The organism is Pseudomonas sp. SW-3 (assembly GCF_016615645.1).
Classification (GTDB): domain Bacteria; phylum Pseudomonadota; class Gammaproteobacteria; order Pseudomonadales; family Pseudomonadaceae; genus Aquipseudomonas; species Aquipseudomonas mandelii.
Genome location: NZ_CP067098.1, coordinates 6,393,288 through 6,409,284, shown reverse-complemented (window position 1 = coordinate 6,409,284; position 15,997 = coordinate 6,393,288). Strand labels below are relative to the sequence as shown.

The following is a 15,997-nucleotide window of genomic DNA, read 5'->3' as shown; positions in this document are numbered from 1 at the left end:
GGTCAGCGAGTGGCGTAATCCAGCACAATCCCGACAAAAATCGCCAACCCGGCCCAGTGGTTGTGCAAAAACGCCTTGAAGCAACGCATCCGGTCCTTGCCGCGGGTGTACCAGAATTCCCACGCGAAACAGCCCGCCGCCGCCAGCAATCCCAAGTGGAACCAGCCCCCGAGCTCGAATTTCGATCCTGCCAGCAACAGACACCCCAGCGCCAAGCCTTGCAACGTCAGAATGATCACCCGATCCGCATCGCCAAACAGAATGGCGGTGGATTTCACGCCAATCTTCAAGTCGTCGTCGCGGTCGGTCATCGCGTAGTAAGTGTCGTAGCCCACGGTCCACAGCAGGTTGGCGATCCACAGCAACCATGCCGCTGCCGGCAGCTCGCCGGTTTCGGCGGTGAACGCCATCGGCATGCCCCAAGAGAACGCCGCGCCCAGTACCACTTGCGGGTAATAGGTGTAGCGCTTCATGAACGGGTAGCTGAAGGCCAGCGCCAAACCGCCGAACGACAACCAGACCGTGGCCGCATTGGTGCACAGCACCAGCAGGAAACTCACGCCCATCAGCACCGCGAAGAACACCAGGGCTTCTTTGGAGCTGATCTTGCCGCTGACCAAAGGGCGCTGTTCGGTGCGCTTCACGTGGCCGTCGACCTTGCGATCCGCCCAGTCGTTGATCACGCAACCGCCCGCACGGGTCAGGACCACGCCGAGGACGAAAATCACAATGTTGGCCAGGGATGGCGAGCCTTTGCCGGCAATCCACAGCGCCCACAGGGTCGGCCAGAGCAGCAGATAGATGCCGATCGGCTTGTCCATGCGCGTCAGCTGAATGAAGTCCCAGGCCCGAGGGTTCAAGCGGTTCAGGGACTTGAGCAGGCTCTGGTACATCAGCAGTTCTCCGGGTGGGCGCGGGCGGCGAGCCACAAGGTCGGCAGGAAAATTTCAGCCACCAGCACGCTCAAGGCGCCACGGTCGAACCGCGAGCGACGGCCCCACAGTTCGGGGGCCCGGGACGCCAGCGGCAGCCATTCCTGAGGATAGTGACAAACCTCGATGGCGCGACGCTGGAACGCCTGATCGCAAAACAGCAACTCACCCAACGAGCGGCTACCCAGTTCATCCATGTGCAAGCCGTCGCCCTGCAAGGCGCTGCGCGCCGCCACGCTACGGGCAAACACCCAGGCTTCGCCGTGCCCCCGCAAATACACCTCGCGCACCCAGCCTTCACTGCCTTCCTCCAACTCCAGCGCTGCACATTCGTCGGCGCGCAGCGTTTGCCAGCCTTCAAACAACGGCGTGACGCTGAAGCCGTCATTCGACAAGCGGATCAGGCGTCGGGTCAGGGAGCCTTCGTCGAACAGCCAGTCGAGGGTAGACGTGTCGGGGAGGGGCGTCAGTTGGCTTTGAGGGAGCCACAGCGGGGTAGCGGAGGGGAGTTTTGAGTGCGGCACAGTGAGTCATTATTGGCAGCAAATGAGGCGGCGAGCTTACCATGTCAGCCAGCGATTTTGATTGATCGGGGCCGCCGTTGCGCGGAACGCGCTTGCATCTGCCGGGCCCGATCAGTACAAAACGCCCCTGAGCCGGACGGCAGCGCTCCAACCATCGACCGTTCGCGCCGGCAATAAGCCTGAATCCTGAGGAAGTACCTGAATGAAAAAGTGGCAATGTGTGGTCTGCGGCCTGATTTATAACGAGGCCGAGGGCTGGCCGGACGACGGCATTGCGGCGGGCACGCTGTGGCAGGACGTGCCGGAAGATTGGCTGTGCCCGGACTGCGGCGTCGGCAAGATGGATTTCGAAATGATCGAAATCAACTAACAAAACACCAGAGGAGTAAGGAATGAACGCACCTGTCGTGATCGTCGGCACCGGGCTGGCTGGTTACAACCTGGCCCGGGAGTTTCGCAAACTCGATAGCGAAACCCCGTTGCTGCTGATTACCGCCGATGACGGACGCTCCTACTCCAAACCGATGCTCTCCACCGGTTTTGGCAAAAACAAAGACGCTGACGGCCTGAGCATGGCCGAGCCGGGTGCCATGGCCGAGCAATTGAGGGCCGAAGTGCGCACCCACACGCGCATCAGCGGCATCGATCCGGGCCACAAGCGCCTGTGGATCGGTGAGGAAGCGGTCATTTATCGCGACTTGATCCTGGCCTGGGGCGCGGAAACCGTGCGGGTGCCCATCGAAGGCGATGCGGTGGATGTGGTGTTCCCGATCAACGACCTGGAAGATTACGCCCGCTTTCGCGCCGCAGCGGCAGGCAAACACCGGGTGTTGCTGCTAGGCGTCGGCCTGATCGGTTGCGAGTTTGCCAATGACCTGATCCTCGGCGGCTACGAGGTGCAACTGGTTGCACCGTGCGAGCAAGTCATGCCGACCCTGCTGCACCCGGCGGCGGCTGCTGCGGTGCAGGCCGGGCTGGAAAGCCTGGGGGCGCGTTTCCACCTGGGTCCGGTGCTCAACCGCTTGCAGCACGTCGCAGACGGCGTGGAAGCGCATCTGTCCGATGGTCAGGTGATTGCTTGCGACGTGGTGGTCTCGGCCATCGGCCTGCGTCCGCGTATCGATCTGGCGGCTGCGGCTGGTGTGCAGGTCAACCGAGGCGTGATGGTCGATCGCCACCTGAAAACCTCCCACGCCAATATCTACGCCTTGGGCGACTGCGCCGAGGTCGATGGGCTGAATCTGTTGTACGTCATGCCCCTGATGAGCTGTGCGAGAGCGCTGGCGCAAACCCTCGCCGGCAACCCCACCGCCGTGAGTTATGGCCCGATGCCAATCACCGTGAAAACCCCGGTCTGTCCGTTGGTGGTTTCGCCACCAACACGGGGCGCCGAGGGTGTCTGGACCGTTGAAGGGCAGGGCGCGGACATCAAAGCTTTATGCCGCGATGCCAGCGGAAAACTGCTCGGTTATGCCCTGACAGGCGCGGCGGTGATGGAAAAACTGGCCCTGAACAAAGAGCTTCCGGCACTGCTGGCGTAAATACCGGTCGTTCTGTCGGAATCACCCCTCTTTTGCCCCTACAAAGGTCGCGCCGAGACTGGCGCGGCTCTTCCGTGCGTGCCATTCTCACTCCCGTCTGCCGCAGAGTAGAGCACCTGCGGCGCTTTGGGCGCTGTTCCAACGAGAACAGCACGGACATAACAACAAAAAACCGTCAAAGGGGCTTCACTAATGCGTAAACCAGAACTCGCCGCTGCAATCGCTGAAAAAGCAGATCTCACCAAAGAGCAGGCCAACCGCGTTCTCAACGCCGTTCTCGAAGAAATCACCGGCGCTCTGCACCGCAAAGACAGCGTCACGCTGGTGGGCTTCGGTACCTTCCTGCAACGCCACCGCGGTGCCCGCACCGGCAAAAACCCGCAAACCGGTGAACCTGTCAAAATCAAGGCCAGCAATACTGTCGCGTTCAAGCCAGGCAAATCGTTGAAAGACAGCGTTAATCCGTAATTGCGGCGAACTCCCTGAATAACGGGGAGAACCGTATTGAAAAATGGGCATACCGATTAATTCGGATGCCCATTTTTTATAGGTGCTGTTCCAATGTGTATATATGCCGGGATGGACTGATTAATACACTCTGGAAAACTAATGCTCACTTGCTCGCTGTTTCAAGTCCTTCACTGATATCTCCCGATATATTAAGTGCCATCATGGCGATGGCACTTTCCTGCGTCTCCGTTGTCGCGCCTCATTCTTTTCCATGATGACCACAACCTTTCGGACGATTCCTACATTCATTGTCTTTTATTGTTGGCATGCTCTACGGCTATGAGGGGAAAATGTTGCCAACAAATCGGCGCATCCCTCTCGGGGCGCTCTGGCTCAGTGCTTTCAGGGGTTGCCGTAAGAGCGTGAATATTAAATCGGCATCGGGGAATCCCCTGTCTCATATAGGGAAACCTCTTACACGCAATAAAGCGCACTTCGTCTTGTTGTTTAATCAGATGCTTGCTAGTGGCCATCATCGTGAGTACGATGCGCGCACTTGAAAGAGCACGAACTCAATTGGATGAGACTCATCGCAGCTCTTTGATACTGTCCCGCGCCGCTGCAACTGCAATTGGCGTTCGACCGTAATCCTAATTAAAGGCCATGGATGTCCTACTCAAGCAAACTTTCCGCTCATTACCTCGAACTCGCAAAAGCCTCTGTTTCCAAAGAGAATTTCGCGGGCGAGGACGTTCGCTTTTCGAGCGAATATGAGGCACTGGAAAGCGAGCTGGCGAAAGCCTCGTCCATGCACGAAAGCGGTCAGATCGACTGGCTGAAAATCCGCGAAAACAGCGAAAACCTGCTGCGCACCCAGTCCAAGGATTTGCGGGTCGGCGCCTGGCTGACGTGGGCCTTGTACCAGCGCGAATCGTTCCAGGGCTTGCTGGCTGGCCTCGGGTTGCTGCACCACCTGTGCGAGAACCACTGGGCTGACCTTCACCCGAACAAGGCCCGCACCCGCTCCGCTGCGATCAGTTGGCTGGTGCCGCGTCTCGAGCAGGTGCTGACCGAAAACGTCGCGATCAAAGAGCAGTTGCCGATGTTCCGGCGGCTGGTCGAACATCTGGAAGGCCTCGATGCCGCCTGCACCGAGCATTTGGGTGACGATGCGCCGCTGCTGCTGCCGATCTCCCGCCGTCTGAAAAACATGGTGCAGCGCGCCGCCGACAACCAGCCGGAACCCGGCGTGGTTGGCGCCGCAGTGGCCCAGGTCAAACAGGCCGCGACGCAGCTGTTCACCCCCGGCGCACCGATCGACAACGAAAAAGAAGCCCACAAGGCCCTGCGCGCCCAGCAGGAAAGTGCCCGTCCGTTGTGTGCCTGGTGGCTCAAGCAGAAAGCCACTGATCTGCGCGCCCTGCGCCTCAATCGCACGCTGCTGTGGCTGCCCATCGACGCAGTGCCCGAGCGTAACGCCGAGCAAATCACCGTGTTGCGCGGCTTGCCCGCCGACAAGCTCAAGGCCTATCAGGACCGCTACGATCAAGCCAAATACGCCGACTTGCTGGTGGAACTGGAGGCGAGCCTGGCGAAGGCGCCGTTCTGGTTCGATGGCCAGCGAATGGTCTGGGACTGCCTCCAGGGCCTGAACGCCGAGATGGCAATGCGCGAAGTGGAAATCCACTTCGCGCTTTTGATTCAGCGCCTGCCCGGCATCATCGAATTGCGTTTCCACGACGGCGCGCCGTTCGCCGATCCGGCCACCCGCGCCTGGATCAGCGCCAGCGTCATGCCGCACCTGCAAAGCGCCAGTGCGCCGCGCAAGGTCGAAGTCGCCGACACCCAGCCGGCCTGGGAAGTGGCCCTCGAAGAAGTCCTGCCGATCCTGCGCAAGGACGGCCTCAAGGCCGCCGTGCAGATCCTCAAGCAGGGGCTGCAAAGCGCCCAGGGCGGACGCGTCCGGTTTTTCTGGCAGTTCGCCCTCGCGCGGCTGTGCTTCATGGCCAAGAAATACGAACTGGCCAAGACCCAACTCGAAACACTCGACCAAACATTACAGGACTCAGGCCTGAACGCCTGGGAGCCCGATCTTGCGCTGGAAGTGCTGCATTTACTGCATAGCTGCTGCGAGTTGTTGCCGCAGAACCATGCCGTACGTGAACGCAAGGAAGAGATTTATCGCAGGCTGTGCCACCTCGATCTCGAAGTGGTACTCGAATAGGCCCCAGGGCCACAACCGCAAGGAGAAAAGCCATGGCCAAAGAAGGCTCGGTAGCCCCCAAGGAACGCATCAACGTCACCTTCAAACCTGCCACCGGTGGTGCACAGGAAGAGATCGAACTGCCGTTGAAACTACTGGCAATCGGTGACTACACCCACCGCAAGGACGAACGCAAAGTCGAAGATCGCAAGCCGATCAGCATCGACAAAATGACGTTTGACGAAGTGCTGGCCAAGCAAGAGCTGAGCCTGACACTGAGCGTACCGAACCGTCTTCAGGAAGAAGGTGACACTGAAGAACTGGCCGTGAAACTGCGCGTCAATTCGATGAAGGACTTCAACCCGGCCTCGCTGGTCGAGCAAGTGCCTGAGCTGAAAAAACTGATGGAACTGCGCGACGCGCTGGTGGCCCTCAAAGGCCCACTGGGTAACGCGCCTGCGTTCCGCAAAGCCATCGAAGGCGTTCTCGCCGACGACGAATCCCGCGGTCGCGTACTGGGTGAGCTGGGCCTGAACGCCGCAGCCCAGGACGCCTGAGTCTCCATCAGCCTAAGGAAGCCAACACCATGAGCACTAGCGCAGCACAGCAAAAGAACAAAGAGAGTGGCGAATACAGCATTCTCGACAGCATCATCGCCGAAACCCGCCTGACGCCGGACGACGAAGCCTACGACATCGCCAAGCGCGGTGTGTCGGCCTTCATCGAAGAGCTGCTCAAGCCGCAGAACAACGGTGAGCCGGTCAAGAAAGCCATGGTTGACCGCATGATCGCCGAGATCGATGCCAAGCTCAGCCGTCAGATGGACGAAATCCTGCACCACCCTGACTTCCAGTCCCTGGAATCGTCGTGGCGTGGCCTGCAGTTGCTGGTCGACCGCACCAACTTCCGCGAAAACATCAAGATTGAAATCCTCAACGTCTCCAAAGAAGACCTGCTGGACGATTTCGACGATTCGCCGGAAGTGATGCAGTCGGGCCTGTACAAGCACATCTACACCGCTGAATACGGTCAGTTCGGTGGTCAGCCTGTGGGCGCGATCATCGCCAACTACTTCATGTCCCCAAGCTCGCCGGACGTGAAACTGATGCAGTACGTGTCCAGCGTTGCCTGCATGTCCCACGCGCCGTTCATTGCGGCTGCCGGCCCGAAATTCTTCGGTCTGGAAAGCTTCACCGGCCTGCCGGACCTCAAGGATCTGAAAGATCACTTCGAAGGCCCGCAATTCGCCAAATGGCAGAGCTTCCGCCAGTCGGAAGACTCCCGTTACGTTGGCCTGACCGTGCCGCGTTTCCTGCTGCGTAACCCGTACGACCCGGAAGAAAACCCGGTCAAATCGTTCGTGTACAAAGAAACCGTCGCCAACAGCCACGAACACTACCTGTGGGGCAACACCGCCTACGCGTTCGGCACCAAGCTGACCGACAGCTTCGCCAAATTCCGCTGGTGCCCGAACATCATCGGCCCGCAGAGCGGTGGCGCGGTTGAAGACCTGCCGTTGCACCACTTCGAAAGCATGGGCGAAATCGAAACCAAGATTCCTACGGAAGTATTGGTTAGCGACCGTCGTGAATACGAACTGGCCGAGGAAGGCTTCATCTCCCTGACCATGCGCAAAGGCTCCGACAACGCGGCGTTCTTCTCCGCGAGCTCGGTGCAGAAGCCGAAGTTCTTCGGCATCAGCGCAGAAGGCAAGGCCGCAGAGCTGAACTACAAGCTCGGCACCCAACTGCCGTACATGATGATCGTCAACCGCCTGGCTCACTACTTGAAAGTGCTGCAGCGCGAGCAACTCGGTTCGTGGAAAGAACGTACCGACCTCGAGCTGGAACTCAACAAGTGGATCCGCCAGTACGTGGCCGACCAGGAAAACCCAAGCGCCGAAGTGCGTGGCCGTCGTCCACTGCGTGCAGCCCAGATCATCGTCAGCGATGTCGAAGGCGAGCCTGGCTGGTACCGCGTCAGCCTGAACGTGCGCCCGCACTTCAAGTACATGGGTGCCGATTTCACCCTGTCGCTGGTTGGCAAGCTGGACAAAGAGTAAGAGGAGCCTGAGTCATGACTGGATACGGCAGCCTTTTCGAACGCCTGGGTGGCGACGCGGACAAACGCGTCGGCTGGAGCCGCGAGGTCTCCGCCATGGCGTCCGTGGCTGCCCATCTGGCCAAGATGCTCAGCACCCGTGCGGGCAGCGTGCAAACGCTGTCCGATTACGGGCTACCCGATCTCAATGACATGCGTCTGAGCCTGCACGACTCCCTGAGTCAGGCCCGTCTGGCCATCGAAAATTTCATCGAAGCCTACGAGCCACGCCTGAGCAATGTGCGTGTCATCTCCCTGCCGCGTGATCACGATCAGCTTCGCCTGTCCTTCAGCATCGAAGGCTTGCTGGAAGTTGATGGTTTCAAGCGCCAGGTCAGTTTCGCCGCGCGCCTGGATGGCAGCGGTCAAGTCAAGGTCAACTAAGGAGATTCGTATGTCCGGCAAACCAGCAGCACGCGTATCCGACCCCACCGCTTGCCCGCTCCCCGGCCACGGCACCAACCCGATCGCCGCCGGTTCCGGCGACGTCTTCTTCGACGGCCTCGCAGCCGCCCGCCAAGGCGATGCCTCGGCGTGTGGTGGTGCGATGTCGGGCGGATTGGCGACGACGGTTTTGATCAACGGCAAACCGGCTGCGACGGTGGATTCCGTCGGGACCCATGGCAACAAGGTTACAGCTGGGTCCGGGACGGTGATTATCGGGAATTCGCATTCGCCGGTGCCGTTTGTGGCGCCGTTGCCTTTGATTCTGCCTGGTTTTGATGAGCAATTTGTCCTGACTGACAAAAGCGGAGCGCCTATGGCAAACCGTCGATATCTCTTGGTCCGAGAAAATGGTCTTCAAGAAGAAGGCGTTACTAGTGATACAGGTTTGACTCATCGAGTGACGCGGCACGCGAGTGCGGAAAAAGTCGATATTTACGTTGCATCAGAGGATTGATGCAAATGACGACAGACGTGTTGGAAACATCAACAGGGATATTTAAAAAGGTTGCTTCGACCAGCAGTACTGCTACTGCGGACAGGACACCGAAACATATCGTTCTGGAAGAAGGTCTGACTGTTTATCTCGGTGGTGCTGGGATGACCGGTGGGTATATTGATGACCAGATTAAGTCACTGCGTATGGTGGGTATTAGTGGCGCAGTAGTAGGGCGTAATACTGAGGGTCAATATGCTGATGCTGTTGCTGGCGTCAATAAGCACCGTTACAGGCTTAAGAAAATTAACGGCATGTCGGACACTGGACCGTATAGCGTTGAGGCGGACTGGAGTCTGAAGTCGTTAGGCGTTAGCCGATCTTTTCCAACCGGAGGGCAATTTAATCTTATTGGTTATTCCTTTGGATCGCTGGTAGCCGCCCAATCTGCTCTTTATTACGCAGATAAAGGGCAGGCCGTTGATTATCTTGTACTGATAGGTTCTCCAATTTCTGAAGAAATGCTTGGGGAAGTTAGGCAGCAATCCCTGATCGAGCATGTAGTCATTCTTGACTTGAAGGAGCATGGCGACCCTATTCATGCAGGCATGTCATTTTTTGACTTGGCTGAGCATGCTCCTTTGCTCGGCTCGCAGATGACCGAGTCCAGCGAGCGTAAAGAAGGTGTGGGACATTTTTACTACGGTATTGACGGTCCTTCAGGTGAGCAGCGCCGACTAGAGCTGGCAAAGTTCCTCTATGCACAGGGCTTGCGTTGATGGGTAGCGCAAAAACAGTCAGAGCAATGATCATCATCGCCAACGCTTTGATCGCACCGTTTGCATTGTTCGAAATTTATGCGGTTATCCGGTTCGGGTTTGCGGAGCCTTATAGTTATTTGCTTTCCGTTCCGCTGGGAATTATCTCGTTCTTGCTATTACAGTTCGCTATTGGTTATGGAGTGGTTAAAGGGTGGATGGCCTGCAGAATGCCCAGTAACTATTATTTGCTCGTGCTTTGGATAATCGGTTTGCTGGTGTTGTTCGTGCTTCCGAAGTTTTTTTCAGATGGGCCGATGTCGTGATTAGTTATGAAACTAACCCCATTCCAAAGATTGCGCTTGAGCTGCTGCATTCGAAAGATTTGGTCGTGTCGAAAATTCTTAAAATGATCAACTATTTTTATTTTTTGACCTCCGCGGTTTTTCTGTTGATGTCGTGCACTGATCCGAAAACTAAGTGGTCAATAGCTGGGGTTGATGTCTACGGAGGCTTATTTGTTTTTTGTATGTTTTTTTATATTCCGATGATGGCGTTTTCTTTTTACTATTTTGTAAGAGCGCTAATGAATTTCTTCAAATATAAACGCTCGCACGATGGCTTTTCGTTCTTGGTTTCCTCCGTTGTAGGTGTTGTTGCTCTTTACAGTTTCAATCACTGGGTGTTCAGTGAAATTTACTAACGATTCGGCGCAGAACATTCGAAAAAGCGAATGCTGCGCTAATCCAAATTTTTTCAGAGTAGCGCTCTGGTCTCCGCTCCTGGTGATGTTGGCTTTGACACTGGTCGAGCAGGGCGACGAATACGCGGCGGTTCTGGACTGGCAACAAATGCTGTTGATCTACGTTCTCTCATTCGGAATCCCGGCCTACATCGCATTTGCCCTGTGGGCAATGCGAGCACTGAACGGAAAAACCGAACAGCAGATTTTGAAAAGCGTGTGGCGCGCACCACTGACCTTCATCCCTTTTTACGCTGTCCCGTGGGTGATTTATGGGTTGGCCCATGTGCTTTTGGGGAGCCTTGCCGGGTTCCCGATGATGTTTGGCTGGCTGGCTTTTTTACCGTACCTGCTCATTGCGGGCTACGTGGTTTCCGGTCTGACAGTCGCGCTCTACAGGACAGTTTTTTCATGAGATCCACCACCAGGAAGGTACCCCGTGTCCTTTAACCACTACTACCAAAGCGAACTCACCGCACTTCGCCAGTTAGGTCGTCGATTCGCCGAGCGTAGCCCGGCATTGGCGCCTTTCCTTGGCCAGGCCGGGCGAGATCCGGACGTGGAGCGGTTGCTTGAGGGCTTCGCGTTCCTGACCGGGCGCCTGCGCCAGAAGCTCGATGACGAACTGCCAGAACTCAGCCATTCCCTGATGCACTTGCTGTGGCCGAACTACATGCGGCCGTTGCCGGCGTTCAGCATTTTGCAGTTCGATCCGTTGAAGCGTTCGGGTCCTGCGTTGATGGTCGAGCGCGACACGCCAGTCGAGAGTGTGCCAATCGACGACGTGCGTTGCCGTTTCCGCACGTGCTACCCGACCGAAGTCTTGCCGCTGGATCTTGCTGCGCTGAATTACTCGGTGAAGGGCGACGGCTCGCTGTTGAGCCTGCGTCTGGAGATGAGCGCTGACGGTCATCTCGGTGAATTGGAGCTGAGCCGCCTGCGCCTGCACTTCGCCGGCGAACGTTACATCAGCCAGATGCTTTACCTCAGCCTGTTGCGCAATCTGGAAGGCATCGAGCTGATCCCGCTGGACGGCGCCGGCAAGCCCATCAACGGCGTCAACGGCATGCCGATGGCGTTCAAGATGCCCGGCGACCGTGTGCAGCCGGTGGGTTTTGCCGAAGAAGAGGCGTTGATCCCGTACCCGCTGAACACCTTCCGTGGCTATCGCTATCTGCAGGAATACTTCGCCTTCCAGGACAAATTCCTGTTCGTCGACGTCAACGGTCTCGACATGCTCAAGGCATTGCCGGAAGACACGCTCAAGCAAATGCGCGGCCTCGAATTGCGCTTCGACATTCGCAAGAGCGGCATCATGCGCATGCGTCCGACCCTGGACAACGTGAAGCTTTATTGCACGCCGATCGTCAACCTGTTCAAGCACGACGCCTTGCCGATTCGCCTCGACGGCAAGCAAGACGAATACCTGCTGCTACCCGCCGAATTCGATTTGCAAAACTGCGGCGTGTTCTCGGTGGAAACGGTCACGGGATGGAAGCCCGGTGGCCTCGGGTATCAGGAATACGTGCCGTTCGAATCGTTCGAGCACGACCCGAGTTTCGACGTGCCCAACAGCCGTCCGCATTACAGCATCCGCCAGCGTTCGTCGCTGTTGCACGACGGCCTCGACACTTATTTGAGCTTCGGCATCCGCCACACCGAAGCCCACGAAACCCTGTCGATCGAGCTGATGTGCACCAACCAGAACCTGCCCAAAAAGCTCAAGCTCGGCGACATCAGCATGGCCTGCGAAGACACGCCGGAGTTCCTGAGCTTCCGCAACATCACCCCGGCCACACCCAGTTACGCGCCGCCGCTGAACCGCGACTTTCTCTGGAAGCTGATCAGCAACATGTCGCTCAACTATCTGTCGCTGGCCGACGTCAACGCGTTGAAGGTGATTCTGGAAACCTACGACCTGCCGCGCTACTACGACCAACATGCTGAAAAAGTCAGCAAACGCCTGCTCGGCGGGCTCAAGTCGATCAAGCACAAACACGTCGACCGGTTGCACCGAGGGTTACCGGTTCGCGGGTTGCGCACCGAACTGACCATCGACCCGGAAGGGTATATCGGCGAGGGCGACCTGTTCGTTTTCGCCTCGGTTCTTAACGAGTTTTTCGCGCTTTACGCCAGTCTCAATTCGTACCACGAGCTGCGAGTAAAAAGCACACAGGGAGAGGTGTACCAATGGACACCACGTATGGGCCTTCAGCCGCTTCTTTAAGCGGGCTGACCCGAGGAATACGCGAGTACTCGCTGTTTCAGGCCGTGCTGCTGGTGGTTGACCGGCTGCGCGAGGCCCACCCGCACCTGAGCCAGGACGATCTGTACGATCAGCTCGAATTCCAGGCCAACCCGAGCCTGGGTTTCCCGGGCAGCGACGTCGATCGCGTGGAGTTTTTCCACGAGCACGGGCAGATGCGCGCGCGCCTGCGTTTCAACCTGATCGGCCTGGTCGGTTCCGGCTCGCCACTGCCGGCGTTCTACGGTGAACAGGCCCTGGGCGACAGCGAAGACGGCAACCCGACCCGCAACTTCCTCGACCTGTTCCACCATCGCCTGCAACGGCTGATGCTGCCGATCTGGCGCAAGTACCGCTACCGCGCCAGTTTCGAGAGCGGCGCACTCGATCCGTTTTCCTCCCAGCTTTTTGCCCTGATCGGCCTTGGCGGCGAAGAGATCCGCAAGGCCCAGGAACTGAACTGGAAGCGTCTGCTGCCGTACCTCGGCCTGCTCAGTTTGCGGGCGCACTCGGCGGCGTTGATCGAAGCGGTGCTGCGTTACTACTTCAAGCACGCTGAACTGACCATCGAGCAGTGCATCGAGCGTCGCGTGGAGATTCTCGACGAGCAGCGCAATCGTTTGGGCCGCGCCAACAGCCTGCTTGGCGAAGACCTGGTGCTGGGCGAGCACGTGCGCGACCGCAGCGGAAAATTCCGCATCCACATCCGCGAGCTCGACTGGCAGCGCTTCCACGAATTCCTGCCGATCGGTTTCGGCTACCAGCCGCTGTGCGCGCTGGTGCGGTTCACCCTGCGTGACCCGCTCGATTACGACATTCGCCTGGTGCTGCGCCAGGAAGAAATCCGCGAACTGCGCATCGGTGAGCAAAACGCCTGTCGCCTGGGATGGACCAGTTGGCTGGGCCGCGAAAAAGCGGACGGCGTGGTTACCCTGGGCAGCAAAATTCATTAAGGACAGATGACCCATGATCAACGTAGACCTGCAACAACTTATCCAGGCGCTGGACGCCGAAACCCGTCGTGACCTGGAAAGTTCGGCCGAACGTTGCGTCGCCCGTGGCGGCAGCAAAATCCTCGTCGAAGACTTGCTGCTCGGCCTGCTGGAGCGCCCGCAAGGCCTGCTCGCACGCGCGCTGCAAGACGCCGAAGTGGATGCCGGCGAACTGAGCGCCGCGTTGCAATCGCGGGTCGAGCACAGCGCTTCGCGCAACCCGGTGTTCGCCCCGGAACTGGTGCAATGGCTGCAAGATGCGTTGCTGGTGGCCAACCTTGAACTGGGCCAGAGCCAGGTCGAGCAAGCCGCGTTGATCCTCGCGCTGCTGCGTAACCCGATGCGCTATGCCGGCAGCCGCTACCAGTCGTTGCTGGCCAAGCTGAACATCGAGCGCCTGAAAGAATTCGCCCTGTCGCAGAAAGAACAACCGGCCACCGGCAAGCCTGCCGTGCCGGGCGAATCGCTGCTGGAGCGCTTCACGCACAACCTCACTCAACAAGCCCGCGACGGCAAACTCGACCCGGTGCTGTGCCGCGATGGCGCGATTCGCCAAATGGTCGACATCCTCGCCCGCCGCCGCAAAAACAACCCGATCGTGGTCGGTGAAGCCGGTGTCGGTAAAACCGCCATCGTCGAAGGCCTGGCCTCGCGCATCGCGGCTGGTGAAGTGCCGCAAGTGTTGAAAGGCGTGGAGTTGCTGTCGTTGGACATGGGCCTGTTGCAGGCCGGCGCCAGCGTCAAAGGTGAATTTGAACGTCGCCTCAAAGGCGTGATCGACGAAGTCAAAGCCTCGCCGAAACCGATCATTCTGTTCATCGACGAAGCGCACACGCTGATCGGCGCGGGCGGCAATGCCGGCGGTTCCGACGCAGCCAACCTGCTCAAGCCAGCCCTGGCCCGAGGCGAGTTGCGCACCATCGCCGCCACCACCTGGGCGGAGTACAAAAAATACTTCGAAAAAGACCCGGCCCTGGCCCGTCGCTTCCAGCCGGTGCAACTGCACGAACCGACCGTCAGCGAAGCGGTGACCATCCTCCGTGGCCTGGCTCAGGTGTACGAGAAGAGCCACGGCATCTACCTGCGCGATGACGCGGTGGTGGCGGCGGCGGAGTTGTCGGCACGTTACCTCGCGGGCCGTCAGCTGCCGGATAAAGCCGTCGACGTCCTCGACACCGCTTGCGCCCGTGTGCGCATCAGCCTCGCCGCCGCCCCGGAAAGCCTCGAACGCCTGCGTGGTGAACTGGCTGAAGGTGGCCGTCAGCGTCAGGCCCTGCGCCGTGATGCCGAGGCCGGTTTGCTGATCGATCACGAAGCGCTGGACGCGTTGGAAGATCGCCTGGCCACCGCCGAAGAGGAAATGGTCGCACTGGAAACCCTGTGGACCGAACAGAAAGAATTGGCCGAACGCTTGCTGGATCTGCGTCAGCAACTGGCCAAGGCCCGTGAAGCAGCAGCCGTCGAGCCAACCGTCACGGTTGAAGAAGACGCCGAAGGCACCGTGATCGAAACGCTGCCGGTGGACGAGGCACACAGCGTCGAAACCCTGGAAGCCGCGCTCAACGACACTCACAAAGCCCTGACCGAGCTGCAGGTCAAAGAACGTCTGGTGAGCTTCGAAGTGTGCCCGCGTCTGGTCGCCGAAGTGATCAGCGCCTGGACCGGCGTGCCATTGGCTCAACTGGCCCGCGAGCACAACGCCAAAGTCGCGAGCTTCGCCACCGATTTGCGCACCCGCATTCGTGGTCAGGAACAAGCCGTTCACGCGCTGGACCGCTCGATGCGCGCCACCGCTGCCGGCCTGAACAAACCAGACGCCCCGGTTGGCGTGTTCCTGCTGGTCGGCCCGAGCGGCGTCGGCAAGACCGAAACCGCGCTGGCCCTGGCCGACTTGCTGTACGGCGGTGATCGTTTCATCACCACCATCAACATGTCCGAGTTCCAGGAGAAACACACGGTCTCGCGCCTGATCGGCGCACCGCCGGGCTACGTCGGTTATGGCGAGGGCGGCATGCTCACCGAAGCCGTGCGCCAGAAACCGTACTCGGTCGTGTTGCTCGATGAAGTCGAGAAGGCCGACCCGGACGTGCTGAACCTGTTCTACCAAATCTTCGACAAAGGCGTGGCCAACGACGGCGAAGGGCGCGAGATCGACTTCCGCAACACGTTGATCCTGATGACCTCGAACCTGGGCAGCGACCGCATCAGCGAACTCTGCGAAAACGGCGCACGGCCGAGTGCCGAAGTGCTTGAAGAAACCATCCGCCCGGTGCTCAGCAAACACTTCAAGCCAGCGCTGCTGGCGCGGATGCGCGTGGTGCCTTACTACCCGGTCGGTGGCCCGGTGCTGCGCGAGCTGATCGAGATCAAACTCGATCGTCTGGGCGAACGCCTGAACCGTCGCCAGCTGGATTTCACCTACTCGCAAGACCTCGTCGATCACCTGGCCGAACGTTGCACCCAAAGCGACAGCGGTGCGCGTTTGATCGACCACTTGCTCGACTTGCACGTTCTGCCGCTGGTGGCCGACCGTTTGCTCGATGCGATGGCCACCGGTGAAAGCCTCAAGCGTGTCCACGCGACGCTCGACGGTGGCGCCAGCGTGACGTGCGAGTTCGCCTGAGGTGGGT

General features: G+C 58.9%; 16 protein-coding genes. 14 read left to right on the top strand and 2 right to left on the bottom strand.

Annotation, left to right across the window (positions count from 1 at the left end; genetic code table 11):
• Window positions 1-2: 2 nt before the first annotated feature.
• Window positions 3-893, bottom strand: coding sequence for a 4-hydroxybenzoate octaprenyltransferase (gene ubiA / locus JIO00_RS29135; RefSeq protein WP_010465303.1), 891 nt, complete (start codon window positions 891-893; stop codon window positions 3-5).
• Window positions 893-1,456: a chorismate--pyruvate lyase family protein gene (locus JIO00_RS29130; RefSeq protein ID WP_083375446.1), complete on the bottom strand. Its 564-nt coding sequence runs from the start codon at window positions 1,454-1,456 to the stop codon at window positions 893-895. The genes ubiA and JIO00_RS29130 overlap by 1 nt, the downstream gene beginning before the upstream one ends.
• A 202-nt stretch (window positions 1,457-1,658) precedes the next feature.
• On the opposite strand from JIO00_RS29130, the gene JIO00_RS29125 reads away from it, so the two are divergent.
• The 14 genes from JIO00_RS29125 (at window position 1,659) to tssH (ending at window position 15,990) form a co-directional block, all read left to right on the top strand.
• Window positions 1,659-1,826, top strand: a complete 168-nt coding sequence (locus JIO00_RS29125) for a rubredoxin (RefSeq protein WP_010465298.1) — start codon at window positions 1,659-1,661, stop codon at window positions 1,824-1,826.
• Window positions 1,827-1,848: 22 nt separating this feature from the next.
• Window positions 1,849-2,997, top strand: coding sequence for an FAD-dependent oxidoreductase (locus JIO00_RS29120; RefSeq protein WP_200667302.1), 1,149 nt, complete (start codon window positions 1,849-1,851; stop codon window positions 2,995-2,997).
• A gap of 192 nt (window positions 2,998-3,189) precedes the next feature.
• Window positions 3,190-3,465, top strand: a complete 276-nt coding sequence (locus JIO00_RS29115; RefSeq protein WP_003213368.1) for an HU family DNA-binding protein — start codon at window positions 3,190-3,192, stop codon at window positions 3,463-3,465.
• A 649-nt stretch (window positions 3,466-4,114) separates the two neighbouring features.
• A complete protein-coding gene (gene tssA, locus JIO00_RS29110) occupies window positions 4,115-5,671 on the top strand; it encodes a type VI secretion system protein TssA (protein ID WP_200667301.1) in 1,557 nt (518 codons plus the stop codon).
• A 32-nt stretch (window positions 5,672-5,703) separates the two neighbouring features.
• Entirely contained in the window at window positions 5,704-6,207 is a 504-nt protein-coding gene (gene tssB / locus JIO00_RS29105; RefSeq protein ID WP_010465292.1) for a type VI secretion system contractile sheath small subunit, read from the top strand.
• A gap of 29 nt (window positions 6,208-6,236) precedes the next feature.
• On the top strand, window positions 6,237-7,712 hold the full coding sequence (tssC, locus tag JIO00_RS29100) for a type VI secretion system contractile sheath large subunit (RefSeq protein ID WP_010465290.1): 1,476 nt from the start codon (window positions 6,237-6,239) through the stop codon (window positions 7,710-7,712).
• Window positions 7,713-7,726: 14 nt separating this feature from the next.
• Complete coding sequence (gene tssE / locus JIO00_RS29095; RefSeq protein WP_008150080.1) at window positions 7,727-8,134, top strand: type VI secretion system baseplate subunit TssE; 408 nt, start codon at window positions 7,727-7,729, stop codon at window positions 8,132-8,134.
• Window positions 8,135-8,144: 10 nt separating this feature from the next.
• The gene (locus tag JIO00_RS29090) at window positions 8,145-8,651 is read left to right on the top strand and encodes a PAAR domain-containing protein (protein ID WP_010465287.1); all 507 of its coding nucleotides are present in this window, start codon (window positions 8,145-8,147) and stop codon (window positions 8,649-8,651) included.
• A gap of 5 nt (window positions 8,652-8,656) precedes the next feature.
• On the top strand, window positions 8,657-9,409 hold the full coding sequence (locus tag JIO00_RS29085; RefSeq protein ID WP_010465285.1) for a hypothetical protein: 753 nt from the start codon (window positions 8,657-8,659) through the stop codon (window positions 9,407-9,409).
• Window positions 9,410-9,435: 26 nt separating this feature from the next.
• Window positions 9,436-9,714, top strand: coding sequence for a hypothetical protein (locus JIO00_RS29080; RefSeq protein ID WP_224795533.1), 279 nt, complete (start codon window positions 9,436-9,438; stop codon window positions 9,712-9,714).
• A 363-nt stretch (window positions 9,715-10,077) separates the two neighbouring features.
• Entirely contained in the window at window positions 10,078-10,545 is a 468-nt protein-coding gene (locus JIO00_RS29075) for a hypothetical protein (protein WP_042932470.1), read from the top strand.
• A 24-nt stretch (window positions 10,546-10,569) separates the two neighbouring features.
• A complete protein-coding gene (gene tssF, locus JIO00_RS29070; protein WP_010465276.1) occupies window positions 10,570-12,357 on the top strand; it encodes a type VI secretion system baseplate subunit TssF in 1,788 nt (595 codons plus the stop codon).
• Entirely contained in the window at window positions 12,321-13,328 is a 1,008-nt protein-coding gene (gene tssG, locus JIO00_RS29065; protein ID WP_010465275.1) for a type VI secretion system baseplate subunit TssG, read from the top strand. Before tssF ends, tssG begins: the two co-directional genes overlap by 37 nt.
• Window positions 13,329-13,341: 13 nt before the next feature.
• Window positions 13,342-15,990: a type VI secretion system ATPase TssH gene (gene tssH, locus JIO00_RS29060; protein WP_200667300.1), complete on the top strand. Its 2,649-nt coding sequence runs from the start codon at window positions 13,342-13,344 to the stop codon at window positions 15,988-15,990.
• Window positions 15,991-15,997: the final 7 nt, after the last annotated feature.

What these genes read in the sequence shown, in the direction of transcription:
- ubiA (WP_010465303.1), bottom strand. Translation starts at nt 893, where the DNA reads ATGTACCAGAGCCTGCTCAAGTCCCTGAACCGCTTGAACCCTCGGGCC.
- JIO00_RS29125 (WP_010465298.1), top strand. Translation starts at nt 1,659, where the DNA reads ATGAAAAAGTGGCAATGTGTGGTCTGCGGCCTGATTTATAACGAGGCC.
- JIO00_RS29120 (WP_200667302.1), top strand. Translation starts at nt 1,849, where the DNA reads ATGAACGCACCTGTCGTGATCGTCGGCACCGGGCTGGCTGGTTACAAC.
- JIO00_RS29115 (WP_003213368.1), top strand. Translation starts at nt 3,190, where the DNA reads ATGCGTAAACCAGAACTCGCCGCTGCAATCGCTGAAAAAGCAGATCTC.
- tssA (WP_200667301.1), top strand. Translation starts at nt 4,115, where the DNA reads ATGTCCTACTCAAGCAAACTTTCCGCTCATTACCTCGAACTCGCAAAA.
- tssB (WP_010465292.1), top strand. Translation starts at nt 5,704, where the DNA reads ATGGCCAAAGAAGGCTCGGTAGCCCCCAAGGAACGCATCAACGTCACC.
- tssC (WP_010465290.1), top strand. Translation starts at nt 6,237, where the DNA reads ATGAGCACTAGCGCAGCACAGCAAAAGAACAAAGAGAGTGGCGAATAC.
- tssE (WP_008150080.1), top strand. Translation starts at nt 7,727, where the DNA reads ATGACTGGATACGGCAGCCTTTTCGAACGCCTGGGTGGCGACGCGGAC.
- JIO00_RS29090 (WP_010465287.1), top strand. Translation starts at nt 8,145, where the DNA reads ATGTCCGGCAAACCAGCAGCACGCGTATCCGACCCCACCGCTTGCCCG.
- JIO00_RS29085 (WP_010465285.1), top strand. Translation starts at nt 8,657, where the DNA reads ATGACGACAGACGTGTTGGAAACATCAACAGGGATATTTAAAAAGGTT.
- JIO00_RS29080 (WP_224795533.1), top strand. Translation starts at nt 9,436, where the DNA reads ATGATCATCATCGCCAACGCTTTGATCGCACCGTTTGCATTGTTCGAA.
- tssG (WP_010465275.1), top strand. Translation starts at nt 12,321, where the DNA reads ATGGACACCACGTATGGGCCTTCAGCCGCTTCTTTAAGCGGGCTGACC.
- tssH (WP_200667300.1), top strand. Translation starts at nt 13,342, where the DNA reads ATGATCAACGTAGACCTGCAACAACTTATCCAGGCGCTGGACGCCGAA.